Source organism: Flavobacterium endophyticum (genome assembly GCF_003634455.1).
GTDB lineage: Bacteria > Bacteroidota > Bacteroidia > Flavobacteriales > Flavobacteriaceae > Flavobacterium > Flavobacterium endophyticum.
The window spans coordinates 36,930-52,799 of sequence record NZ_RBLC01000006.1 but is presented as its reverse complement, the minus strand read 5'-3'; the positions used below and the strand labels follow the sequence as shown (position 1 = coordinate 52,799).

General features: G+C 41.4%; 17 protein-coding genes and 1 riboswitch. Of the genes, 9 read left to right on the top strand and 8 right to left on the bottom strand.

Features of this window, described 5'->3' with window-relative positions; all coding sequences use genetic code 11:
- Window position 1 precedes the first annotated feature (1 nt).
- The 5 genes from CLV94_RS16080 to CLV94_RS16060 all read right to left on the bottom strand — a co-directional run bounded on the left by CLV94_RS16080 (window position 2) and on the right by CLV94_RS16060 (window position 4,821).
- Window positions 2–508 (bottom strand): hypothetical protein, encoded by a 507-nt coding sequence (locus CLV94_RS16080; RefSeq protein WP_147406647.1) that lies wholly within the window; start codon window positions 506–508, stop codon window positions 2–4.
- A 48-nt stretch (window positions 509–556) separates the two neighbouring features.
- Window positions 557–1,348 carry an ABC transporter ATP-binding protein gene (locus CLV94_RS16075; protein ID WP_121377537.1) on the bottom strand — a complete coding sequence of 264 codons (792 nt, stop codon included), beginning with the start codon at window positions 1,346–1,348 and terminating at the stop codon, window positions 557–559.
- The gene (locus CLV94_RS16070; protein WP_121377536.1) at window positions 1,348–2,379 is read right to left on the bottom strand and encodes a FecCD family ABC transporter permease; all 1,032 of its coding nucleotides are present in this window, start codon (window positions 2,377–2,379) and stop codon (window positions 1,348–1,350) included. Before CLV94_RS16070 ends, CLV94_RS16075 begins: the two co-directional genes overlap by 1 nt.
- 7 nt (window positions 2,380–2,386) lie before the next feature.
- A complete protein-coding gene (locus CLV94_RS16065; RefSeq protein WP_121377535.1) occupies window positions 2,387–3,529 on the bottom strand; it encodes an ABC transporter substrate-binding protein in 1,143 nt (380 codons plus the stop codon).
- Window positions 3,530–3,987: 458 nt separating this feature from the next.
- Complete coding sequence (locus CLV94_RS16060; RefSeq protein WP_121377534.1) at window positions 3,988–4,821, bottom strand: T9SS type A sorting domain-containing protein; 834 nt, start codon at window positions 4,819–4,821, stop codon at window positions 3,988–3,990.
- A gap of 73 nt (window positions 4,822–4,894) precedes the next feature.
- Window positions 4,895–5,089, top strand: a riboswitch (cobalamin riboswitch).
- Between the two features lie 30 nt (window positions 5,090–5,119).
- Between CLV94_RS16060 and CLV94_RS16055 the strand changes: the two genes are divergently transcribed.
- From CLV94_RS16055 to CLV94_RS16040, 4 genes are read left to right on the top strand one after another with little or no spacing between them, the layout of a single operon-like run.
- The gene (locus tag CLV94_RS16055) at window positions 5,120–6,952 is read left to right on the top strand and encodes a TonB-dependent receptor plug domain-containing protein (protein WP_121377533.1); all 1,833 of its coding nucleotides are present in this window, start codon (window positions 5,120–5,122) and stop codon (window positions 6,950–6,952) included.
- Window positions 6,953–6,954: 2 nt separating this feature from the next.
- Window positions 6,955–8,001 carry a DUF5074 domain-containing protein gene (locus CLV94_RS16050; protein WP_121377532.1) on the top strand — a complete coding sequence of 349 codons (1,047 nt, stop codon included), beginning with the start codon at window positions 6,955–6,957 and terminating at the stop codon, window positions 7,999–8,001.
- Window positions 8,002–8,027: 26 nt separating this feature from the next.
- Window positions 8,028–9,323, top strand: a complete 1,296-nt coding sequence (locus CLV94_RS16045) for a T9SS type A sorting domain-containing protein (RefSeq protein WP_121377531.1) — start codon at window positions 8,028–8,030, stop codon at window positions 9,321–9,323.
- A complete protein-coding gene (locus tag CLV94_RS16040; RefSeq protein WP_121377530.1) occupies window positions 9,324–10,295 on the top strand; it encodes a T9SS type A sorting domain-containing protein in 972 nt (323 codons plus the stop codon).
- Between the two features lie 68 nt (window positions 10,296–10,363).
- Here the strand turns inward: CLV94_RS16040 and CLV94_RS16035 are convergent, their stop codons facing one another.
- Entirely contained in the window at window positions 10,364–11,818 is a 1,455-nt protein-coding gene (locus CLV94_RS16035; RefSeq protein WP_121377529.1) for a S41 family peptidase, read from the bottom strand.
- 135 nt (window positions 11,819–11,953) lie between these two features.
- Here CLV94_RS16035 and CLV94_RS16030 point away from each other — a divergent pair, with 135 nt between their 5' ends.
- From CLV94_RS16030 to CLV94_RS16010, 5 genes are read left to right on the top strand one after another with little or no spacing between them, the layout of a single operon-like run.
- Window positions 11,954–12,463: an RNA polymerase sigma factor gene (locus CLV94_RS16030; RefSeq protein ID WP_121377528.1), complete on the top strand. Its 510-nt coding sequence runs from the start codon at window positions 11,954–11,956 to the stop codon at window positions 12,461–12,463.
- Complete coding sequence (locus CLV94_RS16025; protein ID WP_121377527.1) at window positions 12,450–12,902, top strand: hypothetical protein; 453 nt, start codon at window positions 12,450–12,452, stop codon at window positions 12,900–12,902. The genes CLV94_RS16030 and CLV94_RS16025 overlap by 14 nt, the downstream gene beginning before the upstream one ends.
- A 5-nt stretch (window positions 12,903–12,907) precedes the next feature.
- Entirely contained in the window at window positions 12,908–13,387 is a 480-nt protein-coding gene (locus tag CLV94_RS16020; RefSeq protein WP_121377526.1) for a DUF4252 domain-containing protein, read from the top strand.
- A gap of 33 nt (window positions 13,388–13,420) precedes the next feature.
- The gene (locus CLV94_RS16015; RefSeq protein ID WP_121377525.1) at window positions 13,421–13,963 is read left to right on the top strand and encodes a DUF4252 domain-containing protein; all 543 of its coding nucleotides are present in this window, start codon (window positions 13,421–13,423) and stop codon (window positions 13,961–13,963) included.
- Window positions 13,964–13,970: 7 nt separating this feature from the next.
- Window positions 13,971–14,504: a DUF4252 domain-containing protein gene (locus CLV94_RS16010; RefSeq protein WP_121377524.1), complete on the top strand. Its 534-nt coding sequence runs from the start codon at window positions 13,971–13,973 to the stop codon at window positions 14,502–14,504.
- Between the two features lie 33 nt (window positions 14,505–14,537).
- On the opposite strand, the gene CLV94_RS16005 is transcribed toward CLV94_RS16010, so the two are convergent.
- Both CLV94_RS16005 and CLV94_RS16000 read right to left on the bottom strand, forming a co-directional pair.
- Window positions 14,538–15,014 carry a sterol desaturase family protein gene (locus tag CLV94_RS16005; protein WP_121377523.1) on the bottom strand — a complete coding sequence of 159 codons (477 nt, stop codon included), beginning with the start codon at window positions 15,012–15,014 and terminating at the stop codon, window positions 14,538–14,540.
- An 11-nt stretch (window positions 15,015–15,025) separates the two neighbouring features.
- Window positions 15,026–15,865, bottom strand: a complete 840-nt coding sequence (locus CLV94_RS16000) for a phytoene/squalene synthase family protein (protein WP_121377522.1) — start codon at window positions 15,863–15,865, stop codon at window positions 15,026–15,028.
- Window positions 15,866–15,870 lie beyond the last annotated feature (5 nt).

The window sequence follows — 15,870 nt, the reverse complement described above, 5'->3', positions numbered from 1 at the left end:
ATTATCTGAAATTGTTCATGTATCGGGCATACGAATCCACTATAATGCCCGCAGTTTTCTCAATAGAAGGCTTTACATCTTGGAAACCGTCTTTTGGTTTTCCGTCAGCCGTCAGATAATCTGTAATGGCTGATTTTAAGAGCGTCTTCTTTGCATAAATTTCAGTGACCTGAAACGTAAGCGAATAGCGGTTTCCTTCCTTAAAAATCTTGATACGGTATTTTACTTTATGGAAGAAAGTCTCGCCCAAATTTCGATAGAAAAAAGCATTGTCCCTAAGCGCATCGATTGTCATCGAATTTTCTGTGACTTCAGAAATGTCGGCTTCGCCTTGGCTGAATTCTTGTCCCCAGAGCTGCGTGCCTTCGATGAATTTTTCGTTGGTCATTTGCGGCAGGCTGCCGACAATCGGATTGGGCTCAAAACCTTTTGGCGTCAAGGTTATCTTGCTTTGCGCATTGGAGAGAAAAACCGTGAAAACGAAGAGAATGGATAGACAAGTTTTCATTAGTACTGCTTTTAGTGTCTATCAAAGATAGCAGATGCGGGCCTTATTTTATAAGTTTTTAAGAATAAATTTAGCCTTGTCGGCATCAAAAAAGATATTTTCGTCTTCAAATAAAGAATTCAATATTCCATTGTGGATGAGGTTCGGGGGAGTGTCCTGCACGGTTTGCTTCGAATTCATTACGATCATTTCGTCGCTTAATTGCAGTGCCAGATCCAAGTCGTGTGTCGAGAACAAGATGCACTTTTTTGTTTCAGAGGCTAGCTTTTTTAGCAGTTTCAAAAGCGAAACTTTATGAAGCAAATCCAAATGCGTCGTCGGTTCGTCTAAGATAATCAAGGGCGTGTTCTGCGCCAAGGCTCTTGCCACCAATACCTTTTGCAACTGTCCGTCGCTGATCTCGTAATGTTTTTTCTGTGCCAGATGCGTGATTTGCGTCAGGCTCATGGCTTCCTGTATCTTTTCGAGATCTTCTGCCGTAAGCTTTCCGATCCAATTCGTATACGGCTGCCTTCCCAAAGCGACCAATTCAAAAACCGTCAGGTTGCTGGGCGGCAAGCTTTCGGTCAATACGATGCTCAATTGCTGCGCCAGTTGAATCGGGCTATAGCTTTCGATGCTTTTTCCGTTCAAGACTACGTTTCCAGAAAGTGTTTTTTGTATTCCTGTCAGCGTGCGCAAGAGGGTAGACTTTCCGATTCCGTTCGCGCCGATCAAAGCTGTCAGCGTTCCCGATTTCAAATCCAGATAGATGTCAGAAGCGATGCCATTTTTCCCTTTCTTGGAAGAATAGCCGATGCTTAGTGCTGTAGCCGATAGTATCGTTTGTCCTGTTTCCATCATATCATGAATTTTCGTTTGCGTACCAGAAGCCAGACGACAATCGGGGCTCCGATAATAGAGGTGATGGCATTTATCGGCAGCGTAAAATCATTGCCCGGCATCTGCGAAACGGTGTCGCAGATCAGTAAGATGGTAGCACCGAGAAGCAGGGTGCCCCAAAAGAGGATATAGTGGCTGCTGGTCTGAAAGATCATTTTAGCAATGTGCGGCACGGCCAATCCTATAAACGCAATCGGTCCGGCAAAAGCGGTGATGCTGCCTGCCAATAAGCTGGTGGCTAGGATGATGGCGAGTCGTGTCTTCTTGAAATTGATTCCCAAGCTTTTCGCATAGCGCTCGCCCAAGAGCAGGGCATTTAGAGGCTTGATGCACAAGGCGCTCAACAGCAGTCCGATACAGCAACAAATCGAAAGCACAAGGATATTCGACCAAGGCTGGTTGCCCAAGCTTCCTAAAGACCAGAAGGTAAACTTCTGCAGTTCTTCTGCAGTACTGAAATAGGAGAGCACGCCTATGATGGCATTGGTAAAGCTTCCGAACATCAAGCCCACGATCAAGATGGCCATAGTATTGCGAAGCTTTTGCGAAACGACCAAGACGGCGGCCAAGACAATAAGGCTGCCAATACACGAAGCAAGTACGATTCCGTAGGGAGAAAGAAAAAAACTGCTTAAAAAAGGAGGCAATAAGCCCGCGCCCAAAATCACAAAAGCAACACCCATGCTGGCTCCCGAGCTCAATCCCAATACATCAGGACCGGCTAGTGGATTGCGAAATAGGGTCTGCATCAACAGTCCGCTGATGGACAGTCCCATGCCGACAAGAATGGCGGTAAGGGCTTTCGGCAGGCGGTAATTCCAAATGATAATTTCCCAAGAGTTTTTGCTGGCCTGGCCTCCCGAAAGGGAACTGGCAATGTCTTCAATCGGAATATGCACCGAACCCAGGCTGATGTTCAGCAGAAAACACACTGCAAGAGAAAGGAGCAGTGCCGTGAAAAGAATCCTATTTCGACTGTTTTGGTGCAATGGCTTGTTATTTCAGTTTTTCAAAAAAGTACAGCTCGTAATCGGGCAGGATTTCGGGATGCAATATCTTGATAAGGTCTTTCAATATCAGGTCCGGACGGTTGGGCGCCAATTCATAATACAATAGTCCGCCCGTCTTTCCCTTTTTACTGCTGAAGGAATAAACGTTTTTATCTTTAAAAGCTTTGAAATAAGCGTAATTCGGATTGCTGTCGGTCATTTCCTTAAAGGTAGTGAACTGCGCTGGCCCGACCCAGAAATCTACGTTTTCGGCCTTTTCCAGAACCGTTTCGAACGATAGCGACAAGCTGCCAGTTCCTTCGGTATCGGCCCAAAGATAGTCGGCATTGGCATCTTTCAAGAACAAGGACGCCCAGCTGTTGCCGCGCGGCATGTACCATTGCCCTTTGTAGATAGCGCCGCTAAGCACCGTAGGCCTAGTCGTTGCTTTTTTGGCCAGTTCAGAAGCTTCTTTATAGGCCGTCTCGACCTCAGAAAATAGCTGTTCGGCCTTTTCGTCCAAGCCATACAAGGCTCCAAAGAATTTGATCCATTCGGCTTTTCCCAAAGGTGATTCTTCGGTCCAGTCGCCGTTAAACAAAATCTTGAGGCCGCTTTTTTCAAGATTGTCATAGGCTTTGGTATCGCTGCTACTGCTGTATCCGACGATGGCATCGGGAGCGAGATCAATCAGCACTTCCGTATTGAGCAATTGGTTTTCGCCTACTTCCTTTACTTTTCCGGCATCGATCAGCTTTCGAGTTTTTTCGGAAGAAATATACTCAGTATTCGGAAAGCCGAGCAGCGTATTTTCTACGCCCAGCATTTCTAGCGAAGGAATGTGCGTCGTTGAGGTAACGACTATGTTTTTTATAGGCACTTGTACGGCGATATAATTTTTTAGGCTGTCGGGTATAGCAACGCCCTTTTTGTGCAATACATAAGTGAAGGTCTTGTTGGCATCGGGCCACGGATTAGAGACTTTTACGGTAGAATATCCTTCATATTTATACAGCTCGAAGCCTTTGGCATAACGGATAGCATTCGTGATTTTTGCTGCAGCTATAGTCGTATTTTCTTCATTTTTTTTGCATCCAATAGCAAAAACTAAAAACAGAAATAGAGTGTATCTTGAAAGAATTGGTTTCATAAAAAAGTTTTTGTGAAGACCGCAAAGATAAAAGTTATTGTCTTGAACCGACATCAGTTTTTATGATTTTTGGATTGCGATGATTTTAGGGCAGCTGAAAACTGCAGTTTTTAGCCTTGTTTTTATGGGGCTGAAAACCATGTACGACAGCATGAATAATGTTCAATGCAACATGAAAACTATTTACGACAACATAAAGTGAGTGTAATGCAACCTAAAAACTATGTACGACATCTTGAATCATATTCAATGCAAGATGAAAACTGTTCATGATAACATGAAGTTAGTTTGATGCAAGCTAAAAACTATGTACGACAGCATGAATCATGTTCACGGCAACATGAAAACTGTTTATGACAACATAAAGTGAGTTTACATAAACATAAAAACTAGGCACGACACTAGGAAGTAACGACACATCAACCTGAAAACTGCTGACGACAGCATGGCTTTCTGGATTAGATCTTAATCAATTTTTGGGTGTAATTCTCTTGGTTGTCAAACGTTAGTTTTAAAAGATAAACACCGCTTGAAATCAGGCTGGAATGATTGTCTAGCTTGGCTTTAGAATCGGTAGAAATCAAAAGTTTTCCAGAAATATCGTAGAGCGAATAGTTGGAAACAACCGCGTTTGTTTCGATCTGAAAGCTGGAGCTGAAAGGATTCGGATAAATTTTAGGGTTCGGGTTTTTAAAGTCTTGGTTGCTTAAAAGATAGGCAGCGTTAAAAAAATCTGTAGTTAGGACAATAGTATCGTAATTGTCTAAAGCCGCTTTTAGCAATGTGTTATCGCAATCGCATCTTAATTTATAATGGTTGAGATCCCCATAGATATCATACGATCGCACATTAAAGTTTTGAAAAATCTGGTTCAACCCAGAATCATTGGTAGTAGCGATGTTCATGACCGTTCCGGTAGACGTTCCTGCTGCTGCGTTTCGTAACATGACCGACAAGTTGTTTATAAAATAGGCAGGGCTTGCCAGCGTAGCTTTTGTGACTACCGAAGAATAGGCTTCTAGATCGGCCTTGAGCGCATTGAGATTGCAGTCGGCACATTGGATCTGCACCGTTTTGGTGTCGTATTCGTAATAAGGATTTCCAAGTTTCAGTGTATAGACTGTTACGGCATGTGACTGTAAAATAGCGTTCAAGCCAGAATCGTTTGAAGTACGGGCACCCCAATAAGACGAAGGAGTTCCGATATCAGGATTTACCAATAGCATTTCAATTCCTGTGTTTTGCGCAAAGGATAGCATCGGAACCAGCAAAAAAAGTAGTATTCTCTTCATAATTGAGATTTTTATGATGTAAGTAAATATATAAATATTTAGGAAATCAGGAGAAAATATAGAACTTATAGTATATTTGCACTCGAATTAAGGTTGTGATTGGTGTTTTATAATCACATTAAAAGGGAATTTGGTTCAAGACCAAAGCTGTTCCCGCAACTGTAAGCTATCCAGCTTGCTGTTATCTACAAACCACTGTCCGCTCGGCGGATGGGAAGGTAAACAGCAAGACGCAAGCCAGGAGACCTGCCTTTTTTCTTAACAATTATCAAGCCTTCGGGAAAAAGGTTTCGAAATTATGACTTTTAAAAAACTATACCTGTTTTTGCTTTTCAGCATCTGCCAATCTGCATTGGCACAGCACGACAGCATCCATCATTTAGAGGTTGTGGAGATTTCGGATCTGCAGCTTAAAAATTATTCGGATTCCCAGTCGGTGCTAAAACTGTCCGATTCCATCATCAACAAAAACCAAGCTTCGCTTACCTCGCTGCTGAATTACAATACCGTAATTTATTTCAAGGAAAATGGCTTGGGGATGGTGTCTTCGCCTTCGTTTAGGGGAACGACCGCCCAGCAGACTGCTGTGATCTGGAACGGAATCAACATCAATTCGCAGCTCAACGGACAGACTGATTTTAATACGATTACCACAAGGGATTTCAACAGCATATCCGTAAGGGCAGGCGGCGGAAGTTCTATTTATGGAAGCAGTGCCATCGGAGGCAGTATCCACCTGAACAATACCGTGAAGTTTGAGGATCATTTTTCAAACTCGCTCCGTCTCAACTATGGCAGTTTCAATACGTTTGGAGGCAATTACAAGCTCGATGCGTCTGACGGAAAATTCAGCGCGCAGGTCAGCATTTCCAGAAACAGCTCCGACAACGACTATGATTATGTGGATTCTGATGACAAAAACCTGAATGGCCAATATTACAATACCAGCATGAATGCGGCAATTGGGTATAAGATCAACGATAACAATTTCTTGAAATTATACAGCTATGTGTTTGACGGGGAAAGGCATTTTTCGCTAATCTTTCCTTCGGAAATCAAGACCAAATACCAAGACCTGAATACTAGAAATCTGCTGGAATGGGACAGCTTTTTTGGCCGATTTGTTTCCAAAGTAAAAGTCGGCGCCCTGAGCGAAAAATATAAATACTTCGACAATATCGATTCGGAGTCTTACACCTTTGGCGAGGTAAAAACCTATATCGGGAAGTACGACCTTGCCTTTCAAGCTACTGATGCGATTCAGCTGAATGCGATTTTGGATTATACGCAGAACAAAGGAAAGGGTTCTGACATCAAAAACGAACAGCGAAACATTGGTTCGGCCAGCTTGTTGTTGAAGCACAACCTGACGAAAAAGTTGTTGTATGAAGCAAGCGTTAGGAAAGAATTTACGAATAATTACAAAAGTCCGCTCCTGTTTTCTTTAGGGATGAGCTGGAAAGCGGCTGATTTTTATACCTTGAAACTTAACGGTTCTAAAAACTTTAGGGTGCCGACATTCAATGACTTGTACTGGCAACCGGGAGGAAACGAAAACCTGAAACCCGAATCGTCGTACCAAGCCGAATTGGGCAATGAGTTCCGTTTCAATACTTTTAAGATCACCCTGACAGGGTATTATATCGATATCAAGGACATGCTCCGCTGGATTCCGAACGGTTCGAACTGGTCACCGCAAAATACTAACAAAGTAAGGACGTATGGAGGGGAAGCAATCGTAAGCTGGAGCAAAAACTTCGGAAACCATCATGTGATGCTGAACGGGACCTACGGCTATACGGTTTCGGAAGACATGGAAAAAAAGAAGCAGTTGATTTATGTGCCGTACCACAAAGCTACTTCATCGCTAAGCTATTCTTGGAAGAAGCTGTCGGCAGACTATCAGCTGTTGTATAACGGCGAAGTCTTTACGAGATCCGACAACAATTCAAGATATAACATCGACGCTTATTTGGTAAGCAATGCTTCTCTCCATTATGACTTTGGCAAAAAGAATTCTTGCATTCTAGGCTTCCAAGTACTGAATCTCCTGGATGAAAAGTATGCCAGCGTCGAAAGCCGGTATTTGCCGGGACGCAATTTTAATATGTATCTAACCTTAAATTTTTAAATATGAAAAAGTTCAATAGAATTTTTGTAATGCTGTTCGCAAGCTCGCTTTTCTTGGCTTCCTGTAGCAGTGATGATAATTCGTCAAATGAGTCGCTCGGCGATTATGATAATGGAGTTTTTGTATTGAACGAAGGAAATTCTACCATTACCACAAGCTCTGTCACTTTTATCAGCAATTCGGGTGCCGTAGAGCAGGACGTTTTTAGAAATGTCAACCCAGAAGCCGCAGAAATGGGCACCTTGCTCCAGTCTATGTTTTTTGATGATACAAGAGCTTTTATCATTTCGGGTTTAGCCAATAAGATTACAGTAGTAGACCGTTATACGTTTAAGTTTATCGCAACTATCAGCACTGATTTTAGGAGTCCAAGATATGGCGTAGTGGTGGATGGCAAAGCTTATGTGACCAATTACGATAATTATGAAGTAGGTTCCGATGATTTCCTTACCGTAATTGATCTTTCAAACTATACGACAAGCCGAGTGGCAATGAACAATTGGTCGGAAAAAATCATAGAAGAAAACGGCAAGATTTACATTATGAACGGCTACTTCGGCAGCGGTACCTCTGTAACTGTTTTTAATCCAGCTACAAATAGTATCGAAACAACGATTCCATTAGGATTTAGCCCTAACGCATTTGAAGAAGAAAACGGAACCTTATATGTTTTAGGTTCTGAAAAGCTGGCAAAAATCAACCTCTCTACCAATACTGTGGTAGGCACGCCGATTACGGTAGCAGCAGCGACTTCGGCTGGAGCAAGAAACCTCAATATCGAAGACAATAAAATTTACTATACGGTCGATACGGCTGTTTTTGCGATGGCGGCCAATGCAACAGCAGCGCCTACGGTTCCGTTGCTTACGTATGAATCGCAATCACTATACGGCAGGATGTATGGTTTTGCAGTAAACGATGGCAAAATTTACATTGCTGATGGCGGAGATTTTTCTTCAGACAGCCAAATTTACATCTATTCAACAACAGGTACTTTATTAAATCCGGTTGCAGTAGGAGTAGGACCAAACGGTTTTTATTTTAACTAACAATTCAATTTATTTAATCCAATCTCATGAAACAACTTTACGGCTTTCTTGTAGTAAGCTTATTATCTCTTTCCAGCCTGCCTGTTGTAGGCCAAACCTTTAATGACGGCGTATTTATTCTTAATGAAGGAGGCGCAGGCTCTAATAACGCTTCGGTTTCTTTTCTTTCAAATACAGGAAACCTGCAGAACAATATTTATGCAACCGTAAATCCTACTTCTGGAGCTCTGGGCGATACTGCGCAAAGCATCAACGTTAATGGCGACTACGCTTATATCGTGGTAAATATTTCCAACACCATCAAAATCGTCAATAAAGAAACGTTCCAATATGTGGCCACTATCAGCACAGGACTTAACAATCCTAGATATATTGCTTTTAGCAACGGAAAAGGATACGTGACCAATTGGGGAAGCGGAGGAAGCGCGACCGATGATTATGTGGCCGTAATCAACCTTTCTAACAATACGATTGAAGCCAATATTGCTTTGCCTGAAGGCGTGGAGAGAATCTTAGAAATCAACGGAAAGCTGTATGTGGCGCACCAGGGAGGTTACGGTTATGGCAATACCGTTTCTGTAATCAATCCGACTACCAATACATTAGAGCAAACGATCCAAGTCGGAGACGTGCCTAATTCGATGGTAGAAAAAGACGGCATCTTATATGTTCTTTGCGGCGGAAAGCCTAGCTGGGCCGGAACTGAAACTTACGGTGCTTTAGTCAAGATCAATACGACAACAAATACGGTGATAGGGCAGATGGATTTTCCGCAAGAACATCCTTCAAACTTGAAAATAGACGGTACTGATATGTATTATGGCATCGATGCCGATGTTTTTAAGGCAACGACAACGTCAAACATAGTGCCTACAACGCCTTTCTTTACACTGCCTCCACAGAACCTATACGGCATCTACGGCATGGAAATCATCAACAACAAGATCTATGTAGGCGATGCAGTCAATTATGTGGCAGACGGTAAAGTATATGTACATTCTACAACAGATGGCGCCTTGCTAAACACCTATACGGTCGGCAAATTACCGAACGCTTTCCTTAAAGCTGTGGATAGCAATTTGGGAACTGGAGAGCGCACCAAATTCGATATTGCGCTTTATCCGAATCCAGCTACAGATCAATTTTACATCAACACCGACCAGCCTGCTACGATAAAAATGCATGACATGTCTGGAAGATTGGTTAAAAATCAAGCGTATGCCGTTTCTGGAGTTGCTATTTCAGAATTAAATCCAGGAATGTATGTCGTAGAAATTACGATCGATAACGTAAGAAGCGTCCAAAAAATAATAAAAAGATAGATGAAACGATTCCTGTCTTTCGCTTTCCTGATATCGCTGGCAGCCAATGGCCAATCGTATGCTCCTGCGGCAGGCATCGCCGGATCAACCGCCATGGAGCCGAGCAGTCCGCTTTTTGTGGCCTGGGCAACAGGCGCTACGGTAGAAAGAGGCTATGTGAATAAGGCAAACCCGAGTCTTGTTGTAGCTGGAAGCAACAGAGCTTCTGTAGGCGTTCCAGAAAATGCGATAGGGCCTGCAACGGGAAGCATCGTAAGCTTGGGAGACGAAGGCAGTGCCATCTTGACATTTGAACTGCCGATCATTAACGGACCAGGATTTGACTTTGCTGTTTTTGAAAACAGCGGCCCCGCATTCTTGGAACTCGGTTTTGTAGAAGTAAGTTCCGACGGGATTCATTTTTTCAGGTTTCCAGCCCATAGCGAAACGCAGACAACCACGCAGATCGGCAGCTTTGGAACCCCTTCGGCACCTTATCTCAACAACCTTGCTGGGAAATACGGAAGCAAAGGCGTGCCTTTTGATTTGAGCGATATTCCGAACAGCCCGTTGTTGGACAAGAACACTATTACCCACGTAAAGATTATTGATGTCGTAGGGTCTATCGATCCTTTGTATGCGACCTACGATAGCTTTGGTAATGCCGTGAACGATTCTTTTCCGACGCCTTTTAATTCGGGAGGATTTGATCTCGATGGGGTAGGCGTTATCAACCAAGCGACTTTGGGAATAGAAAATCCTTCATGGAAAGAACTTCGCTTGTATCCGAATCCGGCTTCTGAAAAATTCTATATTGGCAATCTGCAAGAAGCAGTTTTGATAACGATCTATGATATTTCAGGAAGGATGGTGTTTCAAAAAAACATACAAACTCAGGAAGGCATACCTGTTTCGGAATTGAACAAAGGCGTTTACGTTGTTGAAATAATGTATGGAACCAAAAAAAGTAACGAACGATTGGTTGTTCACTAATCGATTATAATTGCATACTAAAAAGGCTTCCAAACGGAAGCCTTTTTTATTTGTTATAAATGATGAATTTAGAATTTAAAGAAGTCTGTGATTCCATCTGGAACTTTGTCGATATACATTTCAGTACCGAAGCGCTGCATCGACTTCCTGTCTTTAAAGTGTTCGTAGATTTTATCCGGATGCTGCATGGTTCTTCTGCCAACGCCTGTAATTTGAGCAATAGCTGTGCTCAAAAGAGGTTCTGTTGCATCGCCAAGCACTCCTAAGTTTCCAAGATTTTCAACGAATGGAGTTGTTGGAGTCAGTCCGTTTTGGTAATCGCCGAATCCTGTCGAATTTACAATCTTAAAGCAGATCGGCTGCATGGCATATTTATGGCGATTAGTACGTCCTTGTTTTCCAAAGGATGGCGAATCATATAAGGTAACCGAACCGACATTTTTTCCAGTCGTTACATCTCCGATTTGCACAACCTCAATGTGCGGTTTCAGTCCGTTGATAACCAATTCGCTCGCCGAAGCCGTGCTTTTAGAAGTCAGCACATATACTTTAGTAAGATTCAAGCTGTTGATCGGGCTATTTCCGATACTGTTTGAGAATCGGTTGATCAGCTGTTCTGGGTCGTTATCGGCAAAGTAATCTTCGATCTTGGCATTCCATTGCTGTTTTGCAAAAACCTGTCCGTTAAATTGTCCCGTAATCATGCTGGCAAGATAGGCCGCAGATTTGACAGCGCCTCCAGAATTATAACGTAGGTCTAAAACCAAATCGGTTACGCCTTCCGTCCTGAACTGCCCGAATGCAGCATTCAGGTTCGTGTCGTATTCCCCATAAAAACCATTATATAATAGGTAGCCTATTTTATGCGTGTCATAGGTAAGAACTTTATTGATCAAGATCGGATTTTCTGCAATAGTAGTCTTCGTCAAGGCTACCGAACGCGAATTTGGCGTGATGTTTCCGCCGTCATAATCCGCCAGATTTAAAGTGTAGGTCTGATCGGCAAGCAAATCTCTATAATTAGAAACGGTCAGCGGAGTTCCGTTCACAGCGTAGAAGATATCACCACGGCGAATGTCTTTAGAAGCCGCATCCGAGTTGGGAATGATATAACGTACCCAGCCGAAGACTTCGTTAGAGCCTTCCGATTTTCTTAATAATTGGTAATCGACTCCGTCGTTGGATGTATTTCCGGTCAAGACGCCTTCTAAAACGGTATAATCGCTAAAAATGACGCTGAATCGGTCTGTAGTTGGATAATTATTCAACAAGCCGTAGAACAAATCTTCTGGCGATTCGTGATTATAAAGAAAAGCATTCAATTCGCCTTGATTGGCAAATCGGCTATCCGACAAATCAGGTACATCCGCTTGCCAGTAATAATATAAATTTAATCCTTTCCAGATAAAATCGTTAATTTTTAATTCGGTTGGAACTTCGATGTCGTCAAGGTCATCTTGACAGGCAAAAAAGGTAGAAATCCCAATGAATAAAAGGATTGCAAGGCTGAATTTCTTTTTCATAAATACGGTATCTTATAGAGGTCGTAATTTTTATTAACGTAAATTTAGAGGTTTTAGTCTTATTTTCAATTTTTATTGTAACAAAAAATAAAGTGCTTCGTCTTGATTATATAACCGACCAATTAAAACGTCACAATGAACCAAGTTGAGTTTGTAAATCTTATAGCTCCTTTTAAGGATAAAGTCTTTAGGCTGGCAAAGCGATTGCTCGTTAGCACAGAAGAAGCTGAAGATGCGACACAAGAAGTTTTGGTCAAGCTTTGGGATAAGAAACAGGGATTGGACAAATACAACAGCGTTGAAGCCTTTGCCATGACAATTACAAAAAATTATTGCTTAGACCAATTGAAATCAAAAAGAGCCGGAAACCTGCAGATCGTGCATAATAATTTTACAGACCGGCAGCCCTTGATGCAGCAACAGCTTGAAGATTCAGACAGCTTAACCTGGGTCGAAAAGATTATCAACGAGTTGCCCGAACAGCAAAGGATGATCGTTCAGTTTCGGGATATTGAACAATATGAATTTGAAGAAATTGCCAAAATGATGGATATGAATGAAACCGCAGTGCGAGTTGCGCTTTCAAGAGCAAGGAAGACGATTAGAGAATTTATGACAAAAACACACAGTTATGGAATTGGATAGAAAAGAAAACAGAATAGAATTATTATTAGAAAAATACTTTGAGGGAGAAACCTCTATTGCCGAGGAAAATGAATTAAAACTTTATTTTTCGTCTGCAGATGTTGCGCAGCATCTAGAACAGTATAAGGCAATGTTTGGCTATTTCTCTTCAGCGAAAGAGCAAAAGTTTGAGCAAAAGATTCCACTAAAATCTAAGACACAAAAAGTGGCGTGGCTTTCTATTGCAGCATCTGTTGTGATTTTGCTGGGAATGTTTACATTCTACAATCGAAGCATCAATCAAAGTGAAGATTTAGGTACCTATAATGATCCTGAAAAGGCATTTGAGGAAACCCAAAAAGCACTGAACCTGTTGTCAAAGAACGTGAATGTAGGCGTTGAAAGCATGCAATACGTTAAAGAGTACCAAGATTCAAAAGATTTAATATTTAAAAATTAGAAAAAATGACAAAATTTATAGTTACCCTAGCTTTAGCCTTAGTTCCAGCCTTATTTTTTGGACAATCAGCATTTGATAAATTCGACGGTCAAGATGACATTACATCTGTAGTCGTGAATAAAAAAGCATTCGAGATGCTTGGAGAAATCAAGACCGATGTGAAAGAAAAAGAAGTGGCAAAATACATGAAGATGGCTGACAAGATTGATAATTTCAAAATGTTCTCGACTTCAAGCATCAAAAAAGCGGCAGAAATGAAAACAGCTTTTGATGCCTACAGAAAAAAAGAATCTCTGGAAGAATTAGTACGAGTGAATGACAAAGGAAAGAATGTGCAGATTTATATGAAATCAGGCAATTCATCCTCTAAAGTAAAAGAATTGCTTATGTTTATAGAAGGCGGCGATAGGAAAGGTGATGAAACTGTCTTAATTTCGCTGACTGGAGATATCGACTTGAGCAACTTAGACGCTCTGTCTAAATAAAAAGTGCATACAAAATAAGTAAATACAACTAAAATGAAGAAGTTTTTAATAACAGTAGTCCTAGCATTAATGCCGTCCGTGTTTTTTGCGCAGTCAGCTTTCGATAAGTATGATGGGCTCGATGAAGTGACAGCAGTTATCGTAAACAAAAAAATGTTTGAAATGATGGGAAGTGTCAAGTCCAACGACAAAGAGGCGCAGCAATACATGAGCCTTGTCAAAAAGCTTGATAATTTGAGGGTCTTCGTGACATCGAGCCCGAAAATAACTTCTGATATGAAACTGACTTCAAGCAAGTATCTTAAATCTGCTGCGCTGGAAGAGCTCATGAGAGTAAACGACGGTGGCAAAAACATCAGGATTTATGTCAAATCAGGCGGAAGCGCGACCAAAGTTAAGGAACTGCTGATGTTTATAGAAGGCGGAGGCAAAGATGAAACTGTCTTGATGTCTTTAAAAGGAGATTTCGACCTTAATGATGTTTCGGCATTGACAGACAATCTTCCTGGCGGAGATGCCCTAAAAAAAGGATTAAAAGGTTCTAAAGGACCAAAAGGATCGAAAGGTCCAAAATAATCAGACTATGAAAAGATTTTCACTACTTGCAGTTTTGTGCCTAATGTTGGCAAGCTGCAATTCAGAGCCGACATTGCAACAATATTTTGTAGAGAATACCGAATCGAAAGACTTTATTGCTCTTGATCTTACAACAGATATACTAAAGTTGAATAAAGCAAAAGTAACTTCTGAAGAAAATGCGGCGCTTGAGACTTTGAAAAAGATGAACATTTTGGCTTTCAAGGCGGATGAAAAGAATCCGGCTAAATTTGAGACTGAACGTACCAAAATCAAAGGCATCTTGAAAAACGAAAAGTATCAGGAACTGATTAAAGTCAATTCTGGGAAAGAAGGCGGTGCTGTTTATTTTGTCGGCAAAGACGATGCGATTGACGAGTTTGTGCTTTTTGCAAATAAAAATGACGCCGGCTTTGCGGTAGTGAGGGTTCTTGGAGATAACATGACACCGACGTCTATCATGACAATGCTTTCCGTATTAAAGAAAGCGGATCTGGATATCGAGCAGCTAAAGCCATTACAAAAGATGGTACCCAATTAAATTAGGTTAGTAGTTAGTTAATGAAAAAAGCGATCAAAATCTGGTCGCTTTTTTATTTTTACGAAACTCTTGCTTGAAATATTTAAAGGGAACTATGAGCATGCCAAAACATTCTCCTTCTTCTTTGCCGATATGTTTGTGGTGCATTTTGTGCGCCCTTCTCACGGCTCTTGCATAGCTGTTGTTGGCATTCCTGAACAGCTTGAACCTTTGGTGGATAAAAATATCATGTACCAAGAAATAAGCACACCCATACGCAAAAATGCCCAATCCGATAGCCAATCCGATTTCTAGGATGTTATTTTGCCAAAGCAGAAAAAAGATGATGCTGATTACCGCATAGATGATAAAAAAAGCATCATTCCGTTCAAACCAAGAATCATGATCTTTTTTGTGATGGTCGGCATGGAGATTCCAAAGAAAGCCGTGCATAATGTATTTATGGCTGAACCATGCCATGAATTCCATGAAGCAGAAAGTAAGGATGAAAACGAATACATGAATCCACATAACTAAATCTTTTATATGATATTCAACTTATAACTGAAATAGCATTTGGCGAAAAGGCCAATTTTTTCATAATCTGGAACACGAATCCGCGCATTTTTTATCTCAGCCGACGGTGTTTTCTTTAGCTTCTGCAATAGCTTTTTGTAATAGACGTAGGCTGTATATACTCCGAGTTTTGCTTCTAAAGGCAATTTTGTGATTCCTTCATAGCCGGATTTGAAATCATTTTCGATATCAGCGATAATTTGGTTTTTTGAAGCTTCGTCAAGCCTGTTGAGGTTTGTATTCGGGAAATAGGTACGGCTCAGATTCTCAAAATCAGCTTTCAGATCTCTCAGGAAATTAACTTTTTGAAATGCAGAACCTAATTTCATAGCGCTCTGTTTTAGTTCTTCGTATTTGGCCGTGTCACCTTTTACAAAAACCTTCAGGCACATCAATCCCACGACATCAGCAGAACCGTAAATGTATTCCTCGTATTCTTGAACGGTTTTGTATTCTGTCTTTACCAGATCCAATTTCATGCTTTCCAAAAAAGCTTTAATTAAGTCTAGGGGGATATCGTATTTTTTTACGGTATGCTGAAAGGAATTCAGCACCGGATTCAGGCTGATACCGTCTGCTAAGGCTCGAAAAAGATCTTTTTCGAATAAATCAAACAGCGTATTCTTGTCGTACTCATGGAAGCTGTCTACGATTTCATCGGCAAAACGCACGAAACCATAAATATTGTAGATGTCCTGACGGATTGTAGGCGAAAGCATCTTTACGGCCGTAGCAAAAGAAGTACTGTAGGACTTGGTTACGTTCCTGCTGCATTCAAAAGAAATGATGTCAAAAATAGCTTTCATGAGTG